At 43.3% G+C, this 20013-nt stretch carries 6 protein-coding genes; 1 reads left to right on the top strand and 5 read right to left on the bottom strand.

Annotated elements, in window-relative coordinates:
- Positions 1-206: 206 nt before the first annotated feature.
- Positions 207-983: an ABC transporter permease gene (locus QZ938_RS09445; protein ID WP_293350946.1), complete on the top strand. Its 777-nt coding sequence runs from the start codon at positions 207-209 to the stop codon at positions 981-983.
- 228 nt (positions 984-1211) lie between these two features.
- Here the strand turns inward: QZ938_RS09445 and QZ938_RS09440 are convergent, their stop codons facing one another.
- The 5 genes from QZ938_RS09440 to QZ938_RS09420 all read right to left on the bottom strand — a co-directional run bounded on the left by QZ938_RS09440 (position 1212) and on the right by QZ938_RS09420 (position 19210).
- A complete protein-coding gene (locus QZ938_RS09440) occupies positions 1212-2252 on the bottom strand; it encodes a methyltransferase (protein ID WP_293350943.1) in 1041 nt (346 codons plus the stop codon).
- Positions 2253-2495: 243 nt separating this feature from the next.
- Complete coding sequence (locus QZ938_RS09435; RefSeq protein ID WP_293350940.1) at positions 2496-3086, bottom strand: transposase; 591 nt, start codon at positions 3084-3086, stop codon at positions 2496-2498.
- A 319-nt stretch (positions 3087-3405) separates the two neighbouring features.
- Positions 3406-7254, bottom strand: a complete 3849-nt coding sequence (locus tag QZ938_RS09430) for a beta-ketoacyl synthase N-terminal-like domain-containing protein (protein WP_293350931.1) — start codon at positions 7252-7254, stop codon at positions 3406-3408.
- Positions 7255-7487: 233 nt separating this feature from the next.
- A complete protein-coding gene (locus QZ938_RS09425) occupies positions 7488-12968 on the bottom strand; it encodes a non-ribosomal peptide synthetase (protein ID WP_293350926.1) in 5481 nt (1826 codons plus the stop codon).
- Between the two features lie 569 nt (positions 12969-13537).
- Positions 13538-19210 (bottom strand): ATP-binding sensor histidine kinase, encoded by a 5673-nt coding sequence (locus QZ938_RS09420; RefSeq protein ID WP_293350923.1) that lies wholly within the window; start codon positions 19208-19210, stop codon positions 13538-13540.
- Positions 19211-20013 lie beyond the last annotated feature (803 nt).

Raw genomic sequence — 20013 nt, 5'->3', positions numbered from 1 at the left:
ACGCTCATTCGATCGCACATGATATAATATTTATTCCCGTTAATTGACAGGACTCGATATCAATTCTGCAAATCACCGAATAGCCGGGGTTTGAAGCCCTTACTCAGGTCGGCAGATTGTGATAAGAACGGAGTTTAAATCTCCGTTCTTATCACTTCGCTGTCACAGGTCAACTGTCAACTGTCAACTGTTTAACTCGCCCAACCATGAAACAAACCTCAATTAAAACTCTACTAACAGACACAATGACCGTGTTTTGGGGAGAATGGCTAGATTTGCGAGTCCGAATCCTGCCAATTGCCGCTGCTGGTTTAACATCCCCATTAATTTACATTCTAGCTTTTGGTTTCGGATTGGGCAGTTCCATGCCTAAACCGGCAATTGGTGGCAATTATCTAGAATTCATGCTGCCGGGAATGGTTGCACTTTCATCGATGACAGTAAGTTTTACAGGCGCAGTATTTTCTATTTGTGGCGAACGCCTTTTTAGTAAAACATTTGAGGAATTGCTACTGCTGCCGGTACACCCCCTAGCTTTGCACGCAGGCAAAATGCTAGCCGGAATACTGCGGGGACTGCTAACTTCGGTTTCCGTGATTTTAGTAGCAGTTGTGTTTACTCAAAAGCTAGTATTTTTGCATCCGCTATTTTTGTTAGTGATAATTCTCAACTCTGCTGTATTTGCGGGCCTGGGAGTGATAGTGGGTTTAAACGTAAAATCTCTCGAATCAGTCGGATTGTACAACAATTTTCTGATAACTCCGATGTCTTTTTTAGGTGCGACATTTTTCGACCCCGCGTCGCTACCAGTAGCCCTGAAAGGCATAGTTTATCTGTTACCGCTGACTTATGCCAGCATTGGATTGAGGGCTGCTGCCTACGATATCGGCAAGTTTCCTTGGTACAGCATACCTGTTTTGTTGGTGGCTGCGATCGCCTTTTCTGCGATCGGCGCCCGCCAGTTTTCTACCCAACAAGACTGAAGGAAGCCCGCACTCAAATCATCTCCCATCAACTACCCATTTTATTTGTATGAAAGCGGTCTCAACCGCCCAATCATAAAAGGAGCAGCTAACTAGGATTGAGTATTACCAGAAAGAATTGGTTGAAAGCCGCAACCCTTTGAGGGAGAAATTAAAATCAGACTATTCATTACTCCAATCCTCTTCCTTTTAGGTAGAGGTCGCTTTTCAACTGTCAACTGTCAACTGTCAACTGTCAACTGTTGAAGCCTCGATCGCACTTGCAGGCCCTTTTGTGGCGATCGTATCAGTCACTTTAAAGCCAGCAGAGGAAAGCAAATGATAAAATTCATCTTCCCTCCGCATAAAAGTACCGCCTATCACAAACAAAGTTAGGCTACCCATACCAATAAAAGGCGACATTTTGCCTGAAGGCAGCATAAAATCAACAATCAGCAGGCGATCGTTAGCTGTCATAGCTTCATAGCAACTTTTAAGAATTGTAATAGCACGCTCATCATCCCAATTGAGGAGCACACGAGAGAGTAAGTAAAGATCCCCACCACCCGGCACCGCCTCAAAAAAGCTGCCTCCAACGACTTGACACCTATCTGCAACTCCAGCCGCGTGCAAAACCTGAGGTGCATCCACAATCACATCTTCGCGATCGAACAAAATAGCTTGCATTTGGGGATTAGCATTTAGAATAACAGCCGTGAGAGTTCCAATACCCCCTCCAACATCCACAAGCGTCTTAAACCCTGAAAAATCATAAGCTTCAAGCACCGGAAGCAGCCACTCCCTTGTTGTCTCCTTCATCCACTCATTGAAATTTATAGCCGCCTCAGAATTCTGCATCAAATAGCTATAAAAACTCATCTTAAAACTATGTTCAAAAGCCGTTTCTCCCGTCTTTATACTGTGCAATAAATTACCCCATCCCTGATATAATTCATCACCCATTGCCAGCACCGTACCTCGCAAAGAATCAGAAGTACCAGTCAAGAGATGCTTGCCCAAAGCATTCAAGCAAAACTTATCATTATCTTCCATAGAAAACACACCAACACTTACCAGCATACGCATCAGGTGATAAATACCCTGAGAATTTACACCAGCAGCTTCCGCAAGTTCATCAGCAGTCTTAGAACCATCACTCAGAATATCTGCTATTTCAAGTTTAGCCGCTACAAAAAGAGCCTGGGTTTTTTTAAATCCATACATCATTTCTAGTAGCACTGACGATGATTTTTCGTTTTCAGCTTGGGTATTTTCTGTATATAAAACCATGATTTCTCCAATTATAAGTATTTGGTATGTTGTTGGGCTTCAGCCCCAAGAGCTCTTTGGTATGTTGTTGGGCTTCAGCCCTAAGAGTTAATTGGTATGTTGTTGGGCTTTAGCCCTAAGAGCGCTGAAGCGCAACTACGTACCTAAGAGCGCTGAAGCGCAACTACGTACCTAAGAGCGCTGAAGCGCAACTACGTACCCTAAGAGCGCTGAAGCGCAACTACATACCTTTAACTACCTACCTTAATCATCCCATCCTTTTCCATAATCTCTTACCGGATATTCTGTCCATGCACTTCTTAGCCACTCTCTTCCTTGATACTCTAAATACCAATGTACGCTACTTGCTGACCAATCATAAGGAGATTTTGCCCAGCCATGTTTGACAGGATTGTAATTGATATAATTAATAGTTGTATAATAATGCCCTTCGGAACGAATAGCGCGATCGCTAAATGAACACCACACTTTACCTGTAACACGATCCTCAAGATTCCATTGTCGAGCCAACGGGCCGTGAATCGAACGAAATAGCACACTTAATTGTCGCATATTAACATGATGGACTAAGAGATGATAATGATTTGGTAAAACTACCCAAGCATTAATTTCGATACCATCGGAAATAAACTTCTCAAAAATTGAATCTAAAAGTTGGTGACGGCGTTCCTGAGTATTAATCCGAGATTTATGCTCAAAACAACTAACTGTAAGATGATAAAATTCAAAATCTCGCACTGGATGAGGTGGAGAATGAGCAGGATATCCCTTAGCCAACCTTTCATTAACAATTTGCACCCGTTGTTCTAAAGTTAATTTACGATATTCATACATAAAGGTAAGTAGTTGCGCTTCAGCGCTCCGAAAGGTATGTAGTTGCGCTTCAGCGCTCCGAAAGGTACGTAGTTGCGCTTCAGCGCTCCGAAAGGTACGTAGTTGCGCTTCAGCGCTCCGAAAGGTACGTAGTTGCGCTTCAGCGCTCCGAAAGGTACGTAGTTGCGCTTCAGCGCTCCGAAAGGTATGTAGTTGCGCTTCAGCGCTCCGAAAGGTATGTAGTTGCGCTTCAGCGCTCCGAAAGGCTCGTAGTTGCGCTTCAGAGCTCCGAAAGAGGGCTAAAGCCCAACAACGTACCTAAAACGTACCTAATCAGTACCTAATCAATATATCCTCTAAGTTGCTCAGCCATAACCTGAACATGAGGAGGGTAATTCATAGTAATATGATTTCCCGGTACCTCTCGAACCTCTATCCCTCCCCCAGCCACCTCAATCCATGGCAATTCAGGATTCTTAGGATTAACTTCATTTTGTTCGCTAGCACGAAAAAAGATAATTCGACCCGGATAAGCTTGAGGGATATAATTTCGCATAGCTTCACCGTGTACTTTAAACAGATGCAGAAACTGACGAATCTCAGGCAATCCAAAATCGGGAGGAACTACCCTATTAGCAATCTTTACTTGCTCCAAAAAGTAGAGAAGTTGCTCATCTTGCTCAAGCTGTTGGAGGACATCCAAAGAAAGAGACAGATCGAAACCAACACCTAGTATATAAACCAGAATTGCTGTATCATCTTCTGTCGCTAAAACAGGCATTTGACCGGGGCCAGGAGTATCTATCAGAGTTAGCAATGCTACTTTTTGACCGATCGCATTCAGTTGTTGCGCCATCTCAAAAGCAACCGTGCCACCAAAGGAAGAACCTCCTAGGAAATAGGGCCCTTCAGGTTGGCGAATCCGCAGCGCTTCGATATAGCGAGTTGCCATTTCCTCAACTGTAGTACAGGCATCTGTTTCATCAACCGAAGCAGGTGCTTGTATTCCCACAATAGGCCGCTCTGAACCGAGATAACGTGCCAAATCCCGATAAATGTAAACGTGTCCGCCTACCGGATGCACTAAAAACAAAGGTTGTTTCAAACTCCCCCGCCGAATCTCCACTAATAAGGACTCAGAAGCTGACTGGGATTGCCGATCATCACTCGCAGACAACCCGGAATCATCTTTAATTAATTCAGCCAAAGCTGCAATAGTTGATGATTGTAACAGGCTGTGGGGAGACAAGTTTTTTTGCAGTTTTTCGTTTAACTTAGTTATTAGTTGAACTGCTAATAATGAATCCCCTCCTAAATCAAAAAAGTCATCATCAATTCCCACTTGCTCAATCCCCAGAAATTCTTGCCATATCGTAGCAATAGTTTGCTCAATTTCATCTCTAGGAACACTATAAGTATTTTGTAGATTCGGTCGAGAATGGAGTTGTGCTGAATCTACATTTGGGGAATTGTCATCGGGTAAAGATCCAATTTGAATCGGTTGCTCGATTCCTGGTGGTTCAATCCAGTAACGTTGGCGCTCAAACGGATAGGTTGGCAATGGGAGACGATAACGCTGCTCATCAGCATAAAATTGAGACCAATCTATTTGTACTCCTCCTAACCAGAGTTGACCCAATGTAGTAAGTAAGAAAGCTACATCTGAGTTTTGGTCTTGCGGATGGCGCAATGAAGAAAGTATAATCTGTTGAGATGGCTTATTTTGGTGTTGTTTTGCTAGCGCGTTCAATGTCCGTCCGGGGCCCACTTCTAGCAATATTTGATTGGGCTGGTTTAATAGCTGTTGTAAACCCTCTGCAAACCTTACTGTTTGACGCAGGTGTTGAGCATAATAACTGGGGCTTGTTGCCTCCCCTGCTGTAATCCAATTCCCAGTAACATTGGATATGTAGGGAATTTTTGGTGATTTGAGCTTGACTTTTTTCACCTCTTCGGTAAATGGCTCTAAAATTGGCTCCATCATTTGTGAATGAAAGGCATGGGATGTGTGCAACCTGCGACACTCTACACCTTTTTCTTTTAGTTTTTGTTCCAATTCATCTACGGCATCGATGGCACCTGAAATCACGCTTAGAGATGCTCCATTGATCGCAGCTAGATCCAGCTTATTGCCGAGTAAGGGTTTGACTTGCTGTTCTGTAAGTGGCACTGCAAGCATGGAACCAGCAGGCAGTTGTTGCATCAATTTACCTCGTGCAGCTACCAAGGATAAGCCCTCTTCCAAGGAGAACACGCCAGCCAAACAAGCTGCTACATATTCGCCAATGCTATGACCAATAATTGCTTGAGGATGCACTCCCCAAGACATCCACAATTTAGCTAAAGCATATTCGATCGCAAATAGTGCAGGTTGTGCGATCGCAGTCTGTGTTAGTTGGTTGGTAGCTGCTTCTGCTTCTGCTGCGCTTGGATAAAGTACGTGGCGCAAGTCAAGGCCCAAGTAAGGTTTCAGTATTTCCGAACATAGATCCATCTGTTCGCGAAATGTTGGTTCAACTTGATAAACCTCCAAGCTCATATTGATGTACTGGGAACCCTGTCCTGAAAACATAAATACGACAGGTGGATTTTTGGACTCTTGGAAGTTGGTAAAAACTCGTTTTGAATCGAGATTCTCAAGGGCTGTTAAACCATCTTGACTGTCATTGCAAACCACTATGCGCCGATGGTTAAAAGCCTTTCGACAGACTTGCAGCGTGTAAGCCACATCAGCCAAATTTACATCGGTGTTTTGTTTCAAATACTTGCTTAAGTTGGCAGTAGCACTATCAAGTGCCGAGCTAGTTTTTGCCGACAAAACTAACAGTTGCGATGGGCGAGATTCTCCTGATGCTTCTACAAGAGGCGCTTCTTCAAGAACTACATGAGCATTTGTTCCACCAATGCCAAAAGAACTAACTCCAGCACGACGGGGTGATTTACCTGCTTTCCATTCGGAAAGTTGGGTATTGACATAAAAAGGACTGTTGGCAAAATCAATCTGAGGATTTGGCTGTTCAAAATGCAAGCTAGGGGGTATTAGCTGGTGTTTGAGAGCCTGGACAGTTTTGATTAAGCCAGCGACACCAGCCGCAGTATCTAAATGTCCGATATTGGTTTTTGCCGAACCGATCGCACAAAAGCCTTTTTTCTTAGTTTCCACAGAGAAAGCTTGCGTCAGCGCAGCGATTTCGATCGGATCGCCCAGGGGTGTTCCGGTGCCGTGAGCTTCTATATAGGTGACGGTTTCAGGGGGAATCTCGGCTAGTGCTAAGGCATCTGCGATCGCCTGCGCCTGACCGTCTATACTAGGAGCTGTGTAGCCAGCTTTCACAGCACCATCATTATTAATAGCGCAACCTTTGATTACCGCATGAATGTAATCTCCATCTGCGATCGCCTCCTCTAATCTTTTCAAAACCACAATTCCCACACCGCTACCGCTAACAGTTCCCTGTGCACTAGCATCAAAAGCTCTACAGTGCCCGTCTGGAGAAAGAATCATGCCCTCTTTATAAAAATAGCCTGTCTTTTGATTGACACCTATAGACACGCCACCAGCCAAAGCCATATCGCATTGGTAATTTAGCAAACTTTGGCAAGCCATGCCGATCGCAACTAATGAAGTCGAACAGGCTGTTTGGACAGTAACACTCGGCCCCTTCAAGTTTAATTTATAAGAAACGCGAGTTGACAGAAAATCTTTCTCATTGGCGATCGTAAGTTGGAAATCTCCAACCGATTCTCTAAGCTGACGATTAGGATAAAGGTTATTCAAAAAATAAGTATTGAAACTCCCTGCGCCTGCGTATACCCCAATCGAACCTTCGTAAGTTTCGGAGTTGTAGCCCGCATTTTCTAGAGCCTCCCAAGCCGACTCCAAGAAAAAGCGGTGCTGTGGATCTGTGATTTCAGCTTCCCTAGGATTCAACCCAAAGAATGAAGCATCAAACAACTCAATATCTGCTAGTACCGCTCTGGCTTTTACATAGCGAGGATCGTGCACGACTGATGGCTCAATCCCGAAAGATTCTAGTTCTTGTTCCGAGAAGAAAGAAATAGATTCCACACCATCACGCAGGTTTTCCCAAAATTCATCAACATTTTTCGCGCCAGGAAAGCGACCCGCCATGCCGACGATCGCGATACCTTCTAGAGAAGATTGGGTGGTTTTTTCAGAGTTATCCATTTTGATTCTTTCCTGGTAACAATACTTTGGACAATTGAATCGGTATGTTGTTGGGATGCGAGCCCTCTTAGGTATGTTGTTGGGATGCGAGCCCTCTTTGAGGATGGTATGTTGTTGGGCTTGAGCCCTCTTTCGGGATGGTATGTTGTTGGGCTTGAGCCTCCTTCCGGAGCGCTGAAGCGCAACTACGTACCTAAGAGCGCAACTACGTACCTCATTTGGAAAATTTAGAGTTATCGATTTTTATTCTTTCCCTTTAGCGCTTGTTTTTGCTTTTGGCTGTTCATGGCATCTTTTTGTTTTTTGATCCGCTCTTGACTTGACCCAACAGAGGATTGTTCCGCAGCCTCCTCACTTAAATATTTAGCCAAAGAGCTGATGGTTGGATATTTAAACATTTCAACGATTGACACATCTCTGTCCACCACTTCGCGCAGTTGGCTGTGAGCCTGAGCCATCAATAATGAATGACCTCCTAAATCGAAGAAATTATCATCTACACCTACTTTTTCCAAGTGTAATAGCTGTTGCCAAACAGTAGCGATAGTTTGTTCTATCTCAGTTTTAGGAGCCACATAAGTTGCTGACAACTCTGGGTTAATAGCCTCAGGTTCAGGCAGTGCCTTACGGTCTACTTTGCCATTGGGTGTAAGTGGGAAATTAGGCAAAAATACAAAGCTAGAAGGCACCATATAGTCGGGCAGTTTTTGCTTCAAAAAGTTGCGCCAACTGCCGATATCTGTGTGTTCTAGTCCGAGGTTGGAAATAATATAAGCGACTAAGCGCTGGTTGCCGGAGACATCGGAGCGGCTGATAACTAGAGACTCCTGCACATCTGGGTGTTGGCTTAATACCGCCTCAATTTCTCCTAATTCGATGCGGAAGCCCCGAATTTTTACTTGGTGATCGATGCGGCCTAGAAATTCGATATTGCCATCGGGTAAGTAGCGAGCTAAGTCGCCTGTTTTATAGAGGCGAGAACCCGGTTCGTTGCTAAAGGGGTTGGGAATAAAGCGTTCCGCAGTTAGTTCAGGTCGGTTGAGGTAGCCCCGCGCTAAACCTGCACCGCCAATATAGATTTCTCCGGGAATGCCGATCGGCACAAGCTGCAAATGGGCATCCAACAGATAAACTTGCGTATTGGCGATCGGGCGACCGATGGACGGCGGCTCTTGACTATCGGTACATTCGGCGATCGTTGCACAAACGGTGGATTCGGTCGGCCCATAAGCGTTAAAGAATCGACGACCCGGTGCCCACTTAGCCACAACATCGACGGAAACAGTTTCTCCCCCAACAATAATTGTTTGCAATGTAGAAAGCTCTTCAAAAGGAACAACTCCCAAGACTGCTACTGGTAATTCAATGTGGGTAATAGCTCGATCGCGCAATACCTCAATCAAATCAGAACCTGCCAAAAGAGCATTATTGATTGCGATACAGAGAGTTGCCCCCGAACACAAGGTAATCACCCAATCGGAAGTTGCAACATCAAAGCTCAAGGAAGCAAATTGGAGAACTCTGCTGTTCGGTTGTACGTCGAATATCTGAATCTGTGCTATAGCCAGGTTGCATAGTCCTCGATGCCCGACAAGTACGCCTTTTGGCTTCCCTGTAGACCCGGAAGTGTAAATCACATAAGCCAGGTTCTCAGAGGTTAAGCTGAATTCAGGATTTTCCTCACTCTGTCGCTCAATAATTTCCCAATCTGTGTCCAGACAGACAACTCGCGCTTGGTGTTTGGGAAGAGATTCAACTAACCGCCTCTGAGTCAACAGCACTGGTACTTGGGCATCTTCTAACATCAAGGCCAAACGCTCTGGCGGATAAGCTGGATCTAGTGGTACATAAGCCCCGCCAGCTTTGAGAATGCCCAGCAGTCCCACTACCATCTCCAAGGAACGCTCTACACAAATCCCCACCATTACTTCAGCGGTGACACCTAATTTGCCCAGATAATGCGCTAACTGGTTTGCTCGTTGGTTCAGCTCTTTATAGGTAAGTTGTTGGTCTTCAAATACTAGGGCAATAGCATCGGGCGATCGCTCTACCTGCTCTTCAAACAACTGGTGTATGCACGCATTTTGAGGGTAATCGGTTGCGGTATTATTCCACGCTACTAACTGCTGCCGTTCCCACTCAGTTAAAAGGGGTAATTCTGAGATTTTTTGCTCTGGATTAGAGACGATTCCTTCCAGCAGGGTTTGGAAATGTCCAACCATCCGATCGATCGTGTCAGCATTAAACAAATCTGTGTTGTACTCAATGCGACCAATGATGCCTGAAGGTCTTTCATCTAGTTCTAAGTTTAGATCGAACTTTGCTGTGCCAGTATCGATATCTAGCTGGCTAATCCTCCATCCATCCATTTCAGCAAGTGGGGGTTCGAGGACAAACACGACTTGGAATAGAGGATTATAGCTCAGATTGCGTTCAGGCTGTATTTCTTCCACCAGCTTTTGGAAGGGCAATTCTTGATGGGTATAAGCCCCTATTGTTACCTCCCGCACCCTTGCAAGCAGCTCTTTAAAGGTGGGGTTGCCAGAAAGGTCAGTACGCACTACCAAGGTGTTGAGGAAGTAACCAATCATCCCTTCTAACTCTTGTCGGTTGCGGAGGTTAGCGACTGTGCCCACAGGAATATCGGTCTGTCCCGTGTAACGGTAGAGTAAAGTTTGGAACGCTGCCATCAACGTCATAAACAGAGTGACACCTTCCCTGCGACTCAGATCTTTGAGCCTCTCGGTTAGACTCAGAGGTAGGGCCAGACATTGCCTCGTACCCCGGAAGGTTTGCACTGGCGATCGCGATCGATCTGTTGGCAGTTGCAGTGTTGGCAGATTCGCTAGTTGCTGTTTCCAGTATCTCAGTTGGTTTTCCAGCACCTCTCCCTGTAGCCATTGCCGTTGCCAATAGGCAAAGTCCGCAAACTGAACCGGCAGTTCTGGCAGGGGCGATCGCCAGCCCAAACAAAAGGCGCTGTAGAGTGTCGCCAGTTCCTTCATAAACAAGCTGTACAGAGAAACACCATCGATCGCGATGTGGTGTATGGTCAGGAACAACCTGTAATCCGCCTCGCCCAACCGCATGAGAGTACCCCGCAGCAGTGAGTCTTCAGTAAGGTCAAAAGGCTGCTGCGCTTCCAAAGTTGCCAGCCGCAATGCTTCAGACTCCCGTTCTGCCTCTGGCAATTCCCCAATATTCACCACTGGCAGGGTGAAATTAAAGGCATCTTTAATCACCATCACTGGCTGCCCATCCACGAGAGCAAAGGTCGATCGCAAAATTTCGTGACGCTTGATGATTTCGTTGATGCTGCGCTCCAGAGCAGCAATGTTGGCGGGACCAGGTAGGCGAATGGTAATCGGTTCGTTATAAAAAGGTAGATCGGGAGCCAGTTGACATAAAAACCACAGTTGTTGCTGGCTGAAGGATAGAGGTAAGTCCCGATGCCGCGAAATCGGTTGAATCGAGGAAGGCTGGGGTGTTGGAGATTTTTGAGTGGCGATTTCCAGATTGCGAGCCAGATCGGCGACTGTGGCAGACTCAAACAAGGTACGCAAAGGTAACTCTACCTGGAAAGTGTCTCGGATTCGAGTTGCAATCTGCGTGACTAGCAGAGAGTGACCTCCCAATTCTAAAAAATTGTCGCGAATACCCACTCGCTCTAGTCCCAGAACTTCGGCCCAGATTCCTGCCACCACATCTTCCACAGGAGTTTGAGGTGCGACATAATCTTGTCCTAGTTCGGGAATTTTAATGGCAGGCGCTAGTAGCTTCTGACGGTCTATTTTGCCGTTGGGCGTGAGCGGCATGGTTTTCAGGAACACAAAGCTGGAAGGCACCATATAGTCTGGCAACTTATCTTTCAGGAAGTTACGCAACTTGCCCGCTGTCGTGCGTTGCAAAAATTTTAAGAAGCCTTGAGTTTCTAGGAGGTAGTCGATACTCTGCTGAATCACAGCTTTTTCACTCGCTGTGAGAGATAACTCAATTCCTGCCTGATTTCCTTGACACCAAGCGACAGTTCCCTCAAAACATCGCTCTTCGGTATCTCCCGGTAGCACGAGGCGCAAGTGCAGGCGTTTACCTTTTGACCAATTATCTGGCACTCCGATCGCGCAAATCCCACCGATCGATATATCCTCTGTTTCTAGCTTAACTGAGCGATCGCCATCAAATTCTGCTAAACACTCGCTTTTAAAGGGTATTCGTTCTGCGGTGACCTTGGAAACAACATAAGCGGCGATCGAGCGCTTCTGTCCGGGGACATCTTCTTGTACTGCTACCACTGCTACCTGCACGTCGGGGTGTTGTCCCAGCACCGCTTCAATCTCGCCTAGCTCAATGCGGAAACCGCGAATTTTCACTTGGTGGTCGATGCGGCCTATAAACTCGATGTTGCCATCCGGCAGATAGCTACCCAAATCGCCCGTACAGTAAAGCCGATCGCCTGTATGGGGATGAGTGATGAAGCGTTTGCTAGTCTTTTCCTCATCTCGCCAATAGCACCTGGCTAAACCAATTCCCCCAATATAAAGCCCCCCGACTACTCCCTCTTGACATGGTTCCATCGCTTCGTCGAGCACATAAAAATGCTGGTTGGTCATTGACCCACCGTAAGGGATACTTTTCCACGTGGGGTCTATTGTGTCGATGGGATATAAAATCGACCAAATGGAAGCCTCCGTTGCACCTCCTAAGCCGATGACAGCAGGGATTAAAGATTGGTCTAGCTGAGACCTTGAATCAAGGCACTGGCCGGGCTGGACGCCCGCCCTACTCAACTGAGGTTCAATATCTAAATCTAAACTTTGCGACACCCACCTAGTAGAAACTAAATTTTTGATTCGATCGGGCAAAGTCAAAGGTATCCAATCGCCGCTGAGAAGGACTAATCGCAGAGACGAAGATAAATCTTTGCTATGAACAGCCGCATAATCTACCAGCATCTGCATCAATGCCGGTGCAGAGTTCCAAATAGTGACTTGTGCTTGCACTATCAAATCGACCCAGTGAGCTGGATCTGGCGTTGCTGATACTTGAGGGATTACAACCGTTCCTCCTGCTACCAGCAAGCCGAAAATATCATATACGGATAGGTCAAAGCTCAGGGAAGATAGAGCTAAGACCCGATCGCCCGCTCCCACTTCAAAGCGTTGGTTGATATCGAGTAGAGTGTTGACAGCACCCCGATGTTCGATCGCTACTCCCTTCGGTTGACCAGTAGAGCCGGATGTGTAAATCACATAAGCTAAATTATCCGATGTCACCCCACTGTCTGGATTTTCCTCTCTGGAGCGATCGACAGTTTCTAAATTTCCATCCAAACAGATGACACGCGCTTGATGTGAGGGAAGAGACCCGACTAAATGCTGTTGTGTAAGCAACACTGGCGTTTGGGAATGTTCCAACATAAATGCCAGTCTATTTGCCGGATAATGCGGATCTAGCGGTACATAAGCTCCCCCTGCTTTCAGAATACCTAATAGACCTACAACCATCTCCAGCGATCGCTCCACACAGGCTGCCACCAATACCTCTGGCCCAACACCCACAGTCTTCAGATAATGTGCCAACTGGTTAGCTTGAGAGTTTAAGTCCTGATAAGTTAGCTGCTTCCCTTCAAAAATTACGGCAATGGCATCAGGCGATCGCTCTACTTGGAACTCAAATAGTTCGTGAATGCACCTATCCGGGAAATTATCTAACATTTTATTTTTCCTTATATCGAGGTATACAGAGTTTTTTTTTGCTTTGTTTTCGTAACTATTGCTGAGTTAAGCTGATCCAGCCAAAATGCTTAAATTATTAACAAAAATGCCTTCATACATAAGGGGTTAAACCCCTTTATACAAGCCCATAAACCTAGTCACTGGCATCGTTATATTTTAGTTGCTATTCCTAAACTCACCTATTATATTTCTATAAGGTTCACTTAGCGCTAATGTCCGAAAATTAAGTACGTTGTTGCGCTTTAGCGCTCTCATATATAAGCCAATACGGTTTACTTAAGATGATCCTTCGAGAGGAACGAAGCAATCTCCGTATCTATTTTTCATAGGGTTTTACCCCCAGGGCGGTATACCAGTAAACGGTATTGATATATAAGCTAGAGCGCTAAAGCGCAACAACGTACCTTTATTTAATGTGAAACTTGCATCCATGACTGATGTACCAAAACCCTTGAAAAAGGGTATTGCCAATAATCGAAAGACGAAAATGTAGAATAATTTTTAACTATCAAATTTTCAGAAAATTTATACCTGCCACCTTCTCCTTATTAAATTTTCTGCTGAATAGGAATCTCAATCACGAACTCCGCTCCCTTACCTCGTGCTGAAATACAAGTTAAGCTCCCCTGATGTTTTTCCACCACAATTTGATAGCTAATAGCTAACCCCAAACCAGTACCCGATCCCACAGGTTTCGTAGTAAAGAAAGGATCGAAAATTTTTCGACATACTTCCTCAGTCATCCCCGCTCCATTGTCGGCAATAGATATCTCCACTTTATTACGGTTTACGACTCTGGTGCGAATGCAAATTTTTCCTTTATTATGCGTCACAAATTCTTTTTTCTGTGCAGCTACTGTGGGAAAAACCGCAAATGACTCTTCTATCGCATCAATCGAATTGTTGAGTATATTCATAAATACTTGGTTTAAAAAGCCGGGGTAACACTCTACCCTAGGCAATTTTCCATACTCTTTAACAATTTCAATACCTAATTTTGAGGTGCTGGCTTGTAGCTGATTTTGTAACAGCAGCAGAGTGCTATCGATCCCTTCATGGATATCTACTGGTTTCATTTGAGCCTCATCCAAGCGCGAGAAATTCCGTAGCGACAAGATAATCTGGCGAATGCGCTCTGCCCCTACCTGCATCGAATCAATCAATCTAGGAAAATCTGAAATTATGAATTCGATATCAATATCTTCTGCATAGTTTTGAATCTCAGGAGTTGCATTAGGCAATTGCTGCTGGTAAAGATTCAGCAACCCCAGCAAGTGATCGACATAGTCACTAGAGTGGGTAAGATTGCCATAGATAAAGTTAATCGGGTTATTAATTTCGTGAGCTATACCACCAACCAATTGCCCCAGACTTGACATTTTTTCAGTCTGAATTAGTTGAGTCTGTGTCGCTTGCAATTCCTGTAAAGCAAGTTCAAGCTCAACTGCTTGTTCTCTCAAAAGTCTATTTGTTTCTTGTAACTCCAGCGTCCTTGCTTCGACTTTCTGTTCCAGCCTTTGGTTGTAATCGTCTAATTGCTCGTTGGCTGTTTTCAATTTTTGAGTTGCGGCTTCCAATTTACCATAGAGCATCGCATTTTTAAGGGAGATAGCTATCTGTGAAGAAAGTATCTTCAGCAATTCCAGCCTCTCCGTTGTAAAGGCACCTACTGTCAGATTATTTTCTAAATAAAGAATTCCAATTAGTTTGCCTTGATTAATAAGAGGCATAGACAAGATTGACTTCGGCTTGGTTTTGATGATGTAAGGATCGTTGATAAATATTCCTGAAACTGCTGCATCATTTAATGCGATATTTTCTTTGGCAATGCGAACATAATTAATCATAGAAATAGGAATATTGTCACTTATTTCAAATGGTGAGTCTGAATACAATACAACCGCATCACTATCCACAACACCTGTAGCTTCTATCAAAAGCTTTCCATCTTTTTCTAGAATCAGGCAGCTACTTGTAGCTCCGGCATTTTCCATCACAATTTTAAGTAACTTATTCAGCAACTTATCCAGCACTATTTCCTCAGCCAAAGCTAGAGATGCTTTGTTGACAGTAGACAAATCCAATACCGCCGAATTTCCTCCTGCGACCGATGTTGTTGTCTTATTAATCTCTAGGCTTATGGATTCTCGCTTTAGAATCTCGGAAAATACCAAAGGATATCTAGACTCTAAATCTTTAACTTTGGCATTGGCTCCCCAACGAATATATCCATAGTAAGCCTGTGTCAGATAAATTTGAGCAAACTTGTCTCTGCCCAGGGATAAATAAAACTCTGCCGCTAGTTCTGAAGCTAGTGCTTCTTCCTGAATGTATCCTTGTTCTTTAGCTCCCGTTATAGCTCGGTCATAATAGTCCATTGATTCTACAATTTGCCCTTGAATCCTTGCTTTTTCGGCCTCCACAAGTTCGTACTTATGCTGGAAGTTAAAGGGGGCATGGAATGCCCATTTCTGCATTTGTTGTTGATTAGCTTCTACCAAGCTCATATATTGTTGTTGTTCGGCCTGAGAAACTTGAGGATAAACAGCGAGTAGAGCAAGGGAATAATAGAAGTTATGAGGAGCAGAAACTACCATACCCATGACGTTACCTGCGTGTTCTGCGCCTAAACTGGCGCTGGCAAGAGCATTCTTAGGTTCTTTAAATAGATAAGAAAGAATTGTTTTGGCAAGATAGGAAACATATAGCAAAGTTCGATTGTTAGTTTCAATAAAAACAGGCAGCATTTGTGTTTCATTAAAACTTTCGCCAATCAACTGACATTTTTCTCCACTTCTATCTTCAAGATTTAGCGTCATTTGGTGGAATATTTTGATGTAGTAGATTGAATAGTCTTGTTTTAGCTTGATTGCCAAATCAAGATATTGTCTTTGCTTCTGATCTACAATGTCTAATCGCTCCCCCGTCAAAAATATGCTCGCGCAATAAACAGTAATACAATAACCAGCATATTCTATATCTCCAGTTTCCAGTCCACTTTGTAGCCCAGAGAGTAAGGGTAACAACGCTTCTTTACCATGCGCTTTCCAATGTATAACCAAACCATAAAATATTTGATGTACTTTACATATAAGCGAGTTTGCATTAAATTTATCCAACAACTTTAAAGCCAAGTTGCCTGCATGATATCCAGCATCTATATCCCCGATTGCCGAACACAGTATTACACTATAAGAAACATACGCAACAGCACTAAGAGGGGAGTTGCCGTGTTCCAGGCAGATTTTAACCAAGCTCACTATAAGCAGGGGCAAAATTTCGGGATTAGCAGCAACAGCAGGAGAAACAAGGGATGTCATTATCCTTAAAGCCGCTATTTTGTAGGGGTCTGTCATTTCTGGGATATTTTCTAAGTCACTGAGCTTTGGTAACTCAAAAACAAAACCCCCGTCGCCCACTTCATTTGACAAGGAAACACCCAGCATATCCAATACTTGCAGACCCGTATCAATGGCTTTTAACATCTGATTTTGAGCCATATAAAACTGGATTTGGAGCTCGTATACCCTCACTCTTTCGAGCAGAGTATTTGCTTTTTGCAAAACAACTTCAGCCAGGGTTGCTGACCTTTCGTAATTGGTATTAAGATATTCCGCTTCTACGGCTTCTACATAGAGTGATAGTGTCATATTGTAGTTGGTCTGCCAACTGTTTTCTGCTAAGAGTTTTAACCCTACTCTTAGTTGTGTGACAGCAGCTTCATAAGCTGACGCTGCTTTGGCTTTCCGACCAGCTATTAAATTTAAGTGAGCCAGGTTATATTTTTCTTCTTGCTCGGTAAGGAATTCCACTCCGACATTTAGCTGGTTAACAATATCAAAGATATTGTCTTCTAGGATGTCTGGATTCATATTCTGTAACAAGAGTTGACCAATTTTCAGGTGCGTAGCTTTTTGCTGCTCAGCAGGAATCAGAGAATACGCCGCTTGCTGCACTCGGTCATGCAAAAATCTGTAGGAAACTTTGTAATTATTAATTTGTAATTGGGTTCCTTGAGTATTGGCTACTACCAAGGACTCATTACCCTGGCACAGTAACGGTATTTTGCAAGCACTTTCTCCCAAAGGCAAAATTAGACCAGTCTGAAGCCCCTCCCATAAAGCAGATGCCGTTTCTGATATAGATTTTTCATTGACTATTGCCAAAACATCCAAATCAAATCGGTTCCCAATACAAGCTGCTAACTTTAAAACTTTCTGGGTATCTGAAGGTAGTTTTTCAATGTTTCTGGCGATGAGTTCAACGACATTATAATCGGCGATTCCTACAGTTTGAATCTGTCCCATATCCCACTGCCATCTGCCAATGCTGAAGTCGAATGTCAACAGCTTTTCTGCGTAAAGGGTAGTGAGTAGCTGAGTTAAGAAAAAGGGATTTCCTTGAGTTTTATTGAAAACTAGCTCAGCTAGTAATTGCCATCTTTGTGTTTCATATCCATCGTTTCCTACAAGTAAACTTTCTTCCTCAAGTTGTTCTTGTTGAGCGAACAAGCAAGTCAGAGAAGATGCTGCTGATAAGAAGCTTTCACCCAAAGTATCAGCAACTAATTGACTGACGGTATTAAATGTCAACGGTTGAAGGATGATATTATTGACGATCGATCCAGATGAATAAATACTATCTAAGGTCTGCATTAAAGGATGAGCTGGGCTGACTTCGTTATTTCGATATGCTCCAATCACCAATAAATATTTGCTATCTCGGTCAGTTAGCAGCACATGAATCAATTTCAAAGAAGCAGAATCTGCCCACTGCAAATCATCTAAAAATAATACTAGGGGATGTGCTTTTTGGGTAAAAACATGAATGAATTGTTGAAAAACATGATTGAAACGGTTTTGTGATTCGCTTGCCCCTAGTTGAGTAACTTCGGGTTGCTCGCCAACAATTAATTGTAATTCGGGAATAACGTCAATTATGACTCTAGTATTTTGACCTAAATTATTTAAAATCTCCTGTTTCCAAAAATTTATTTTTTCAGAACTTTCTGTTAACAATTGTCGAATTAGTTCTTCAAACGCTTGAATCAAGGCTCCATAGGGAATATTGCGTTTAAATTGATCGAACTTACCAGCGATAAAATAACCCCTTGCTCTGACAATGGGTTTGTGGATTTCATAAACTAAGCATGATTTACCTATTCCTGAGTAACCGGAAACTAGCATCATCTCGGCTGTTCCAGCGCTAACTCTATCAAAAGCATCCATTAGATTGGCTACTTGTGTTTCTCGTCCGTAGAGTTTTTGGGGGATCAGAAAATGACCTGATTTATCACACTTGCCCGGAATAAAGTTACAATCTTTTCCATTTTGCTGCAATTGATTTAGACATTGTTCTAGATCCGCCTTGAGACCATAACCACTTTGATATCTATCTTCAGCAGTCTTGGCTATTAATTTCATTACAATGTCAGAAATTGCTTTGAGAATCTCGCCATTTTGAATTTGAGATTTGGAGTAATCGCTGCTAATTTTTACTTTCCTATTTTGCTCTTTTGCACATATAATTTTCCAGGGCGATACAGGCTGTTTAGCGATATGGCAGTGAACTAATTCCATTGGATCTGTAGCTTTAAATGGCAGTTCACCGCACATCATTTCATAGAATGTGATACCTAAAGAGTAGAAGTCTGTGCGGTAGTCAATTGAGCGATTCATCCGCCCAGTTTGCTCTGGTGACATATAGGCAATTGTGCCTTCTAGTAAATTGGGATGGCTGAGTGTTTGGGTCGATCTAGACAATCGCGTAGCAATACTAAAGTCAGTAATTTTTACTTGGAGGGTGGCAGGATGGATGATGATATTTGTTGGTTTAATATCTTTATGAATAATTTGCTTGTCATGCAGCTTACCCAGAGTATCTGCTAACTGAATAGCGATTGATAAAAAATCTTTTAGTTTAAGCTTGTGATTGCTCAAAAAGTTTTTGAGTGCTTCTCCTTTTGAATCTTCTAATATCAATGCCAGACCATTGCGATGATTTTCTAATCTGTAGGGCTTGACAACACCTTCTAAATTGAGATTTCTAGAGAGTTCGTATTCATGTCTCAATTGCATAATCTCTTCGAGATTAGGATATTCTGCTCTCAAAATTTTGATGATTACAGCTTGTCGATCTTGCTTCCTCTGAGCCCGATAAACTACTGTATTCAAACCTTCGTTAATTTTTTCTATTAATTGGTAGTTAATCTTAATACTCATAAGTATTTAGTTAAATTAAATCTAGTGAGTGAATTATGTTATAATATACCACAGTCAAGCTAAAAGTGTGCTTTTATACACAATATCTGAGAGCTTTTTTTGAGAGCTTTTTGGGAGTTTTTTGCTTGACTATGTTTGTCATACAAACTATCTTAACGTACTTGGGGTCTGATTAGAATCCGTAATTTCCACATGATTTTCATTTTATTGCTACTACCAAAAGCGATCGCAAGTTTTGCCACCCTCTAAATACCAATAAAAAATTAGGATTGTTTATTGTATAGTTGGTTCGCTCAAACCTGATGTTCTTTTCGTCTGAACAAGTAAGCAAATTGGTATTCCTAAATTCGCGGTATAATTAGAGAACAAAAGGGTGCATCTGGTTTTTGAATATGGCTATAGCATGACCGCATATAAGTTATTAGTTATAATCTCATATTCACTGCGGTCATGCTTCGCCCCGGAGCGATATATTTTCTTGCACAAGCCGCTGCACCCAAACAAAATTATATTTTTGGGGAGGCAGAAGGCAAAGGTAATTATTTTTTATACTTGCTAATATTTCCCCAGCATCGTTTACATGATATCTGCCACTATAACAACAATACTCTTGAATGCCAGATGCTGGTGATAACTATGAGTACCTCTTTGGAAAGAGATTTGGTAATATGAGGCAACTTTTTTAGACAGGGATTTTTTGATAATACTTACCATCTTTTTGTATTGTGAATCTGTCTAACCATTGTTAGTTATAGGTTTTAACGGGGTTGTCACCCAGTCAGCTTACCAGAAAGAATTGGTTG

Source organism: Microcoleus sp. CAWBG27 (assembly GCF_020883145.1).
Classification (GTDB): domain Bacteria; phylum Cyanobacteriota; class Cyanobacteriia; order Cyanobacteriales; family Microcoleaceae; genus Microcoleus.
The sequence above is the reverse complement of the archived record's forward strand: the minus strand, read 5'-3'. Positions and strand labels throughout refer to the sequence as shown.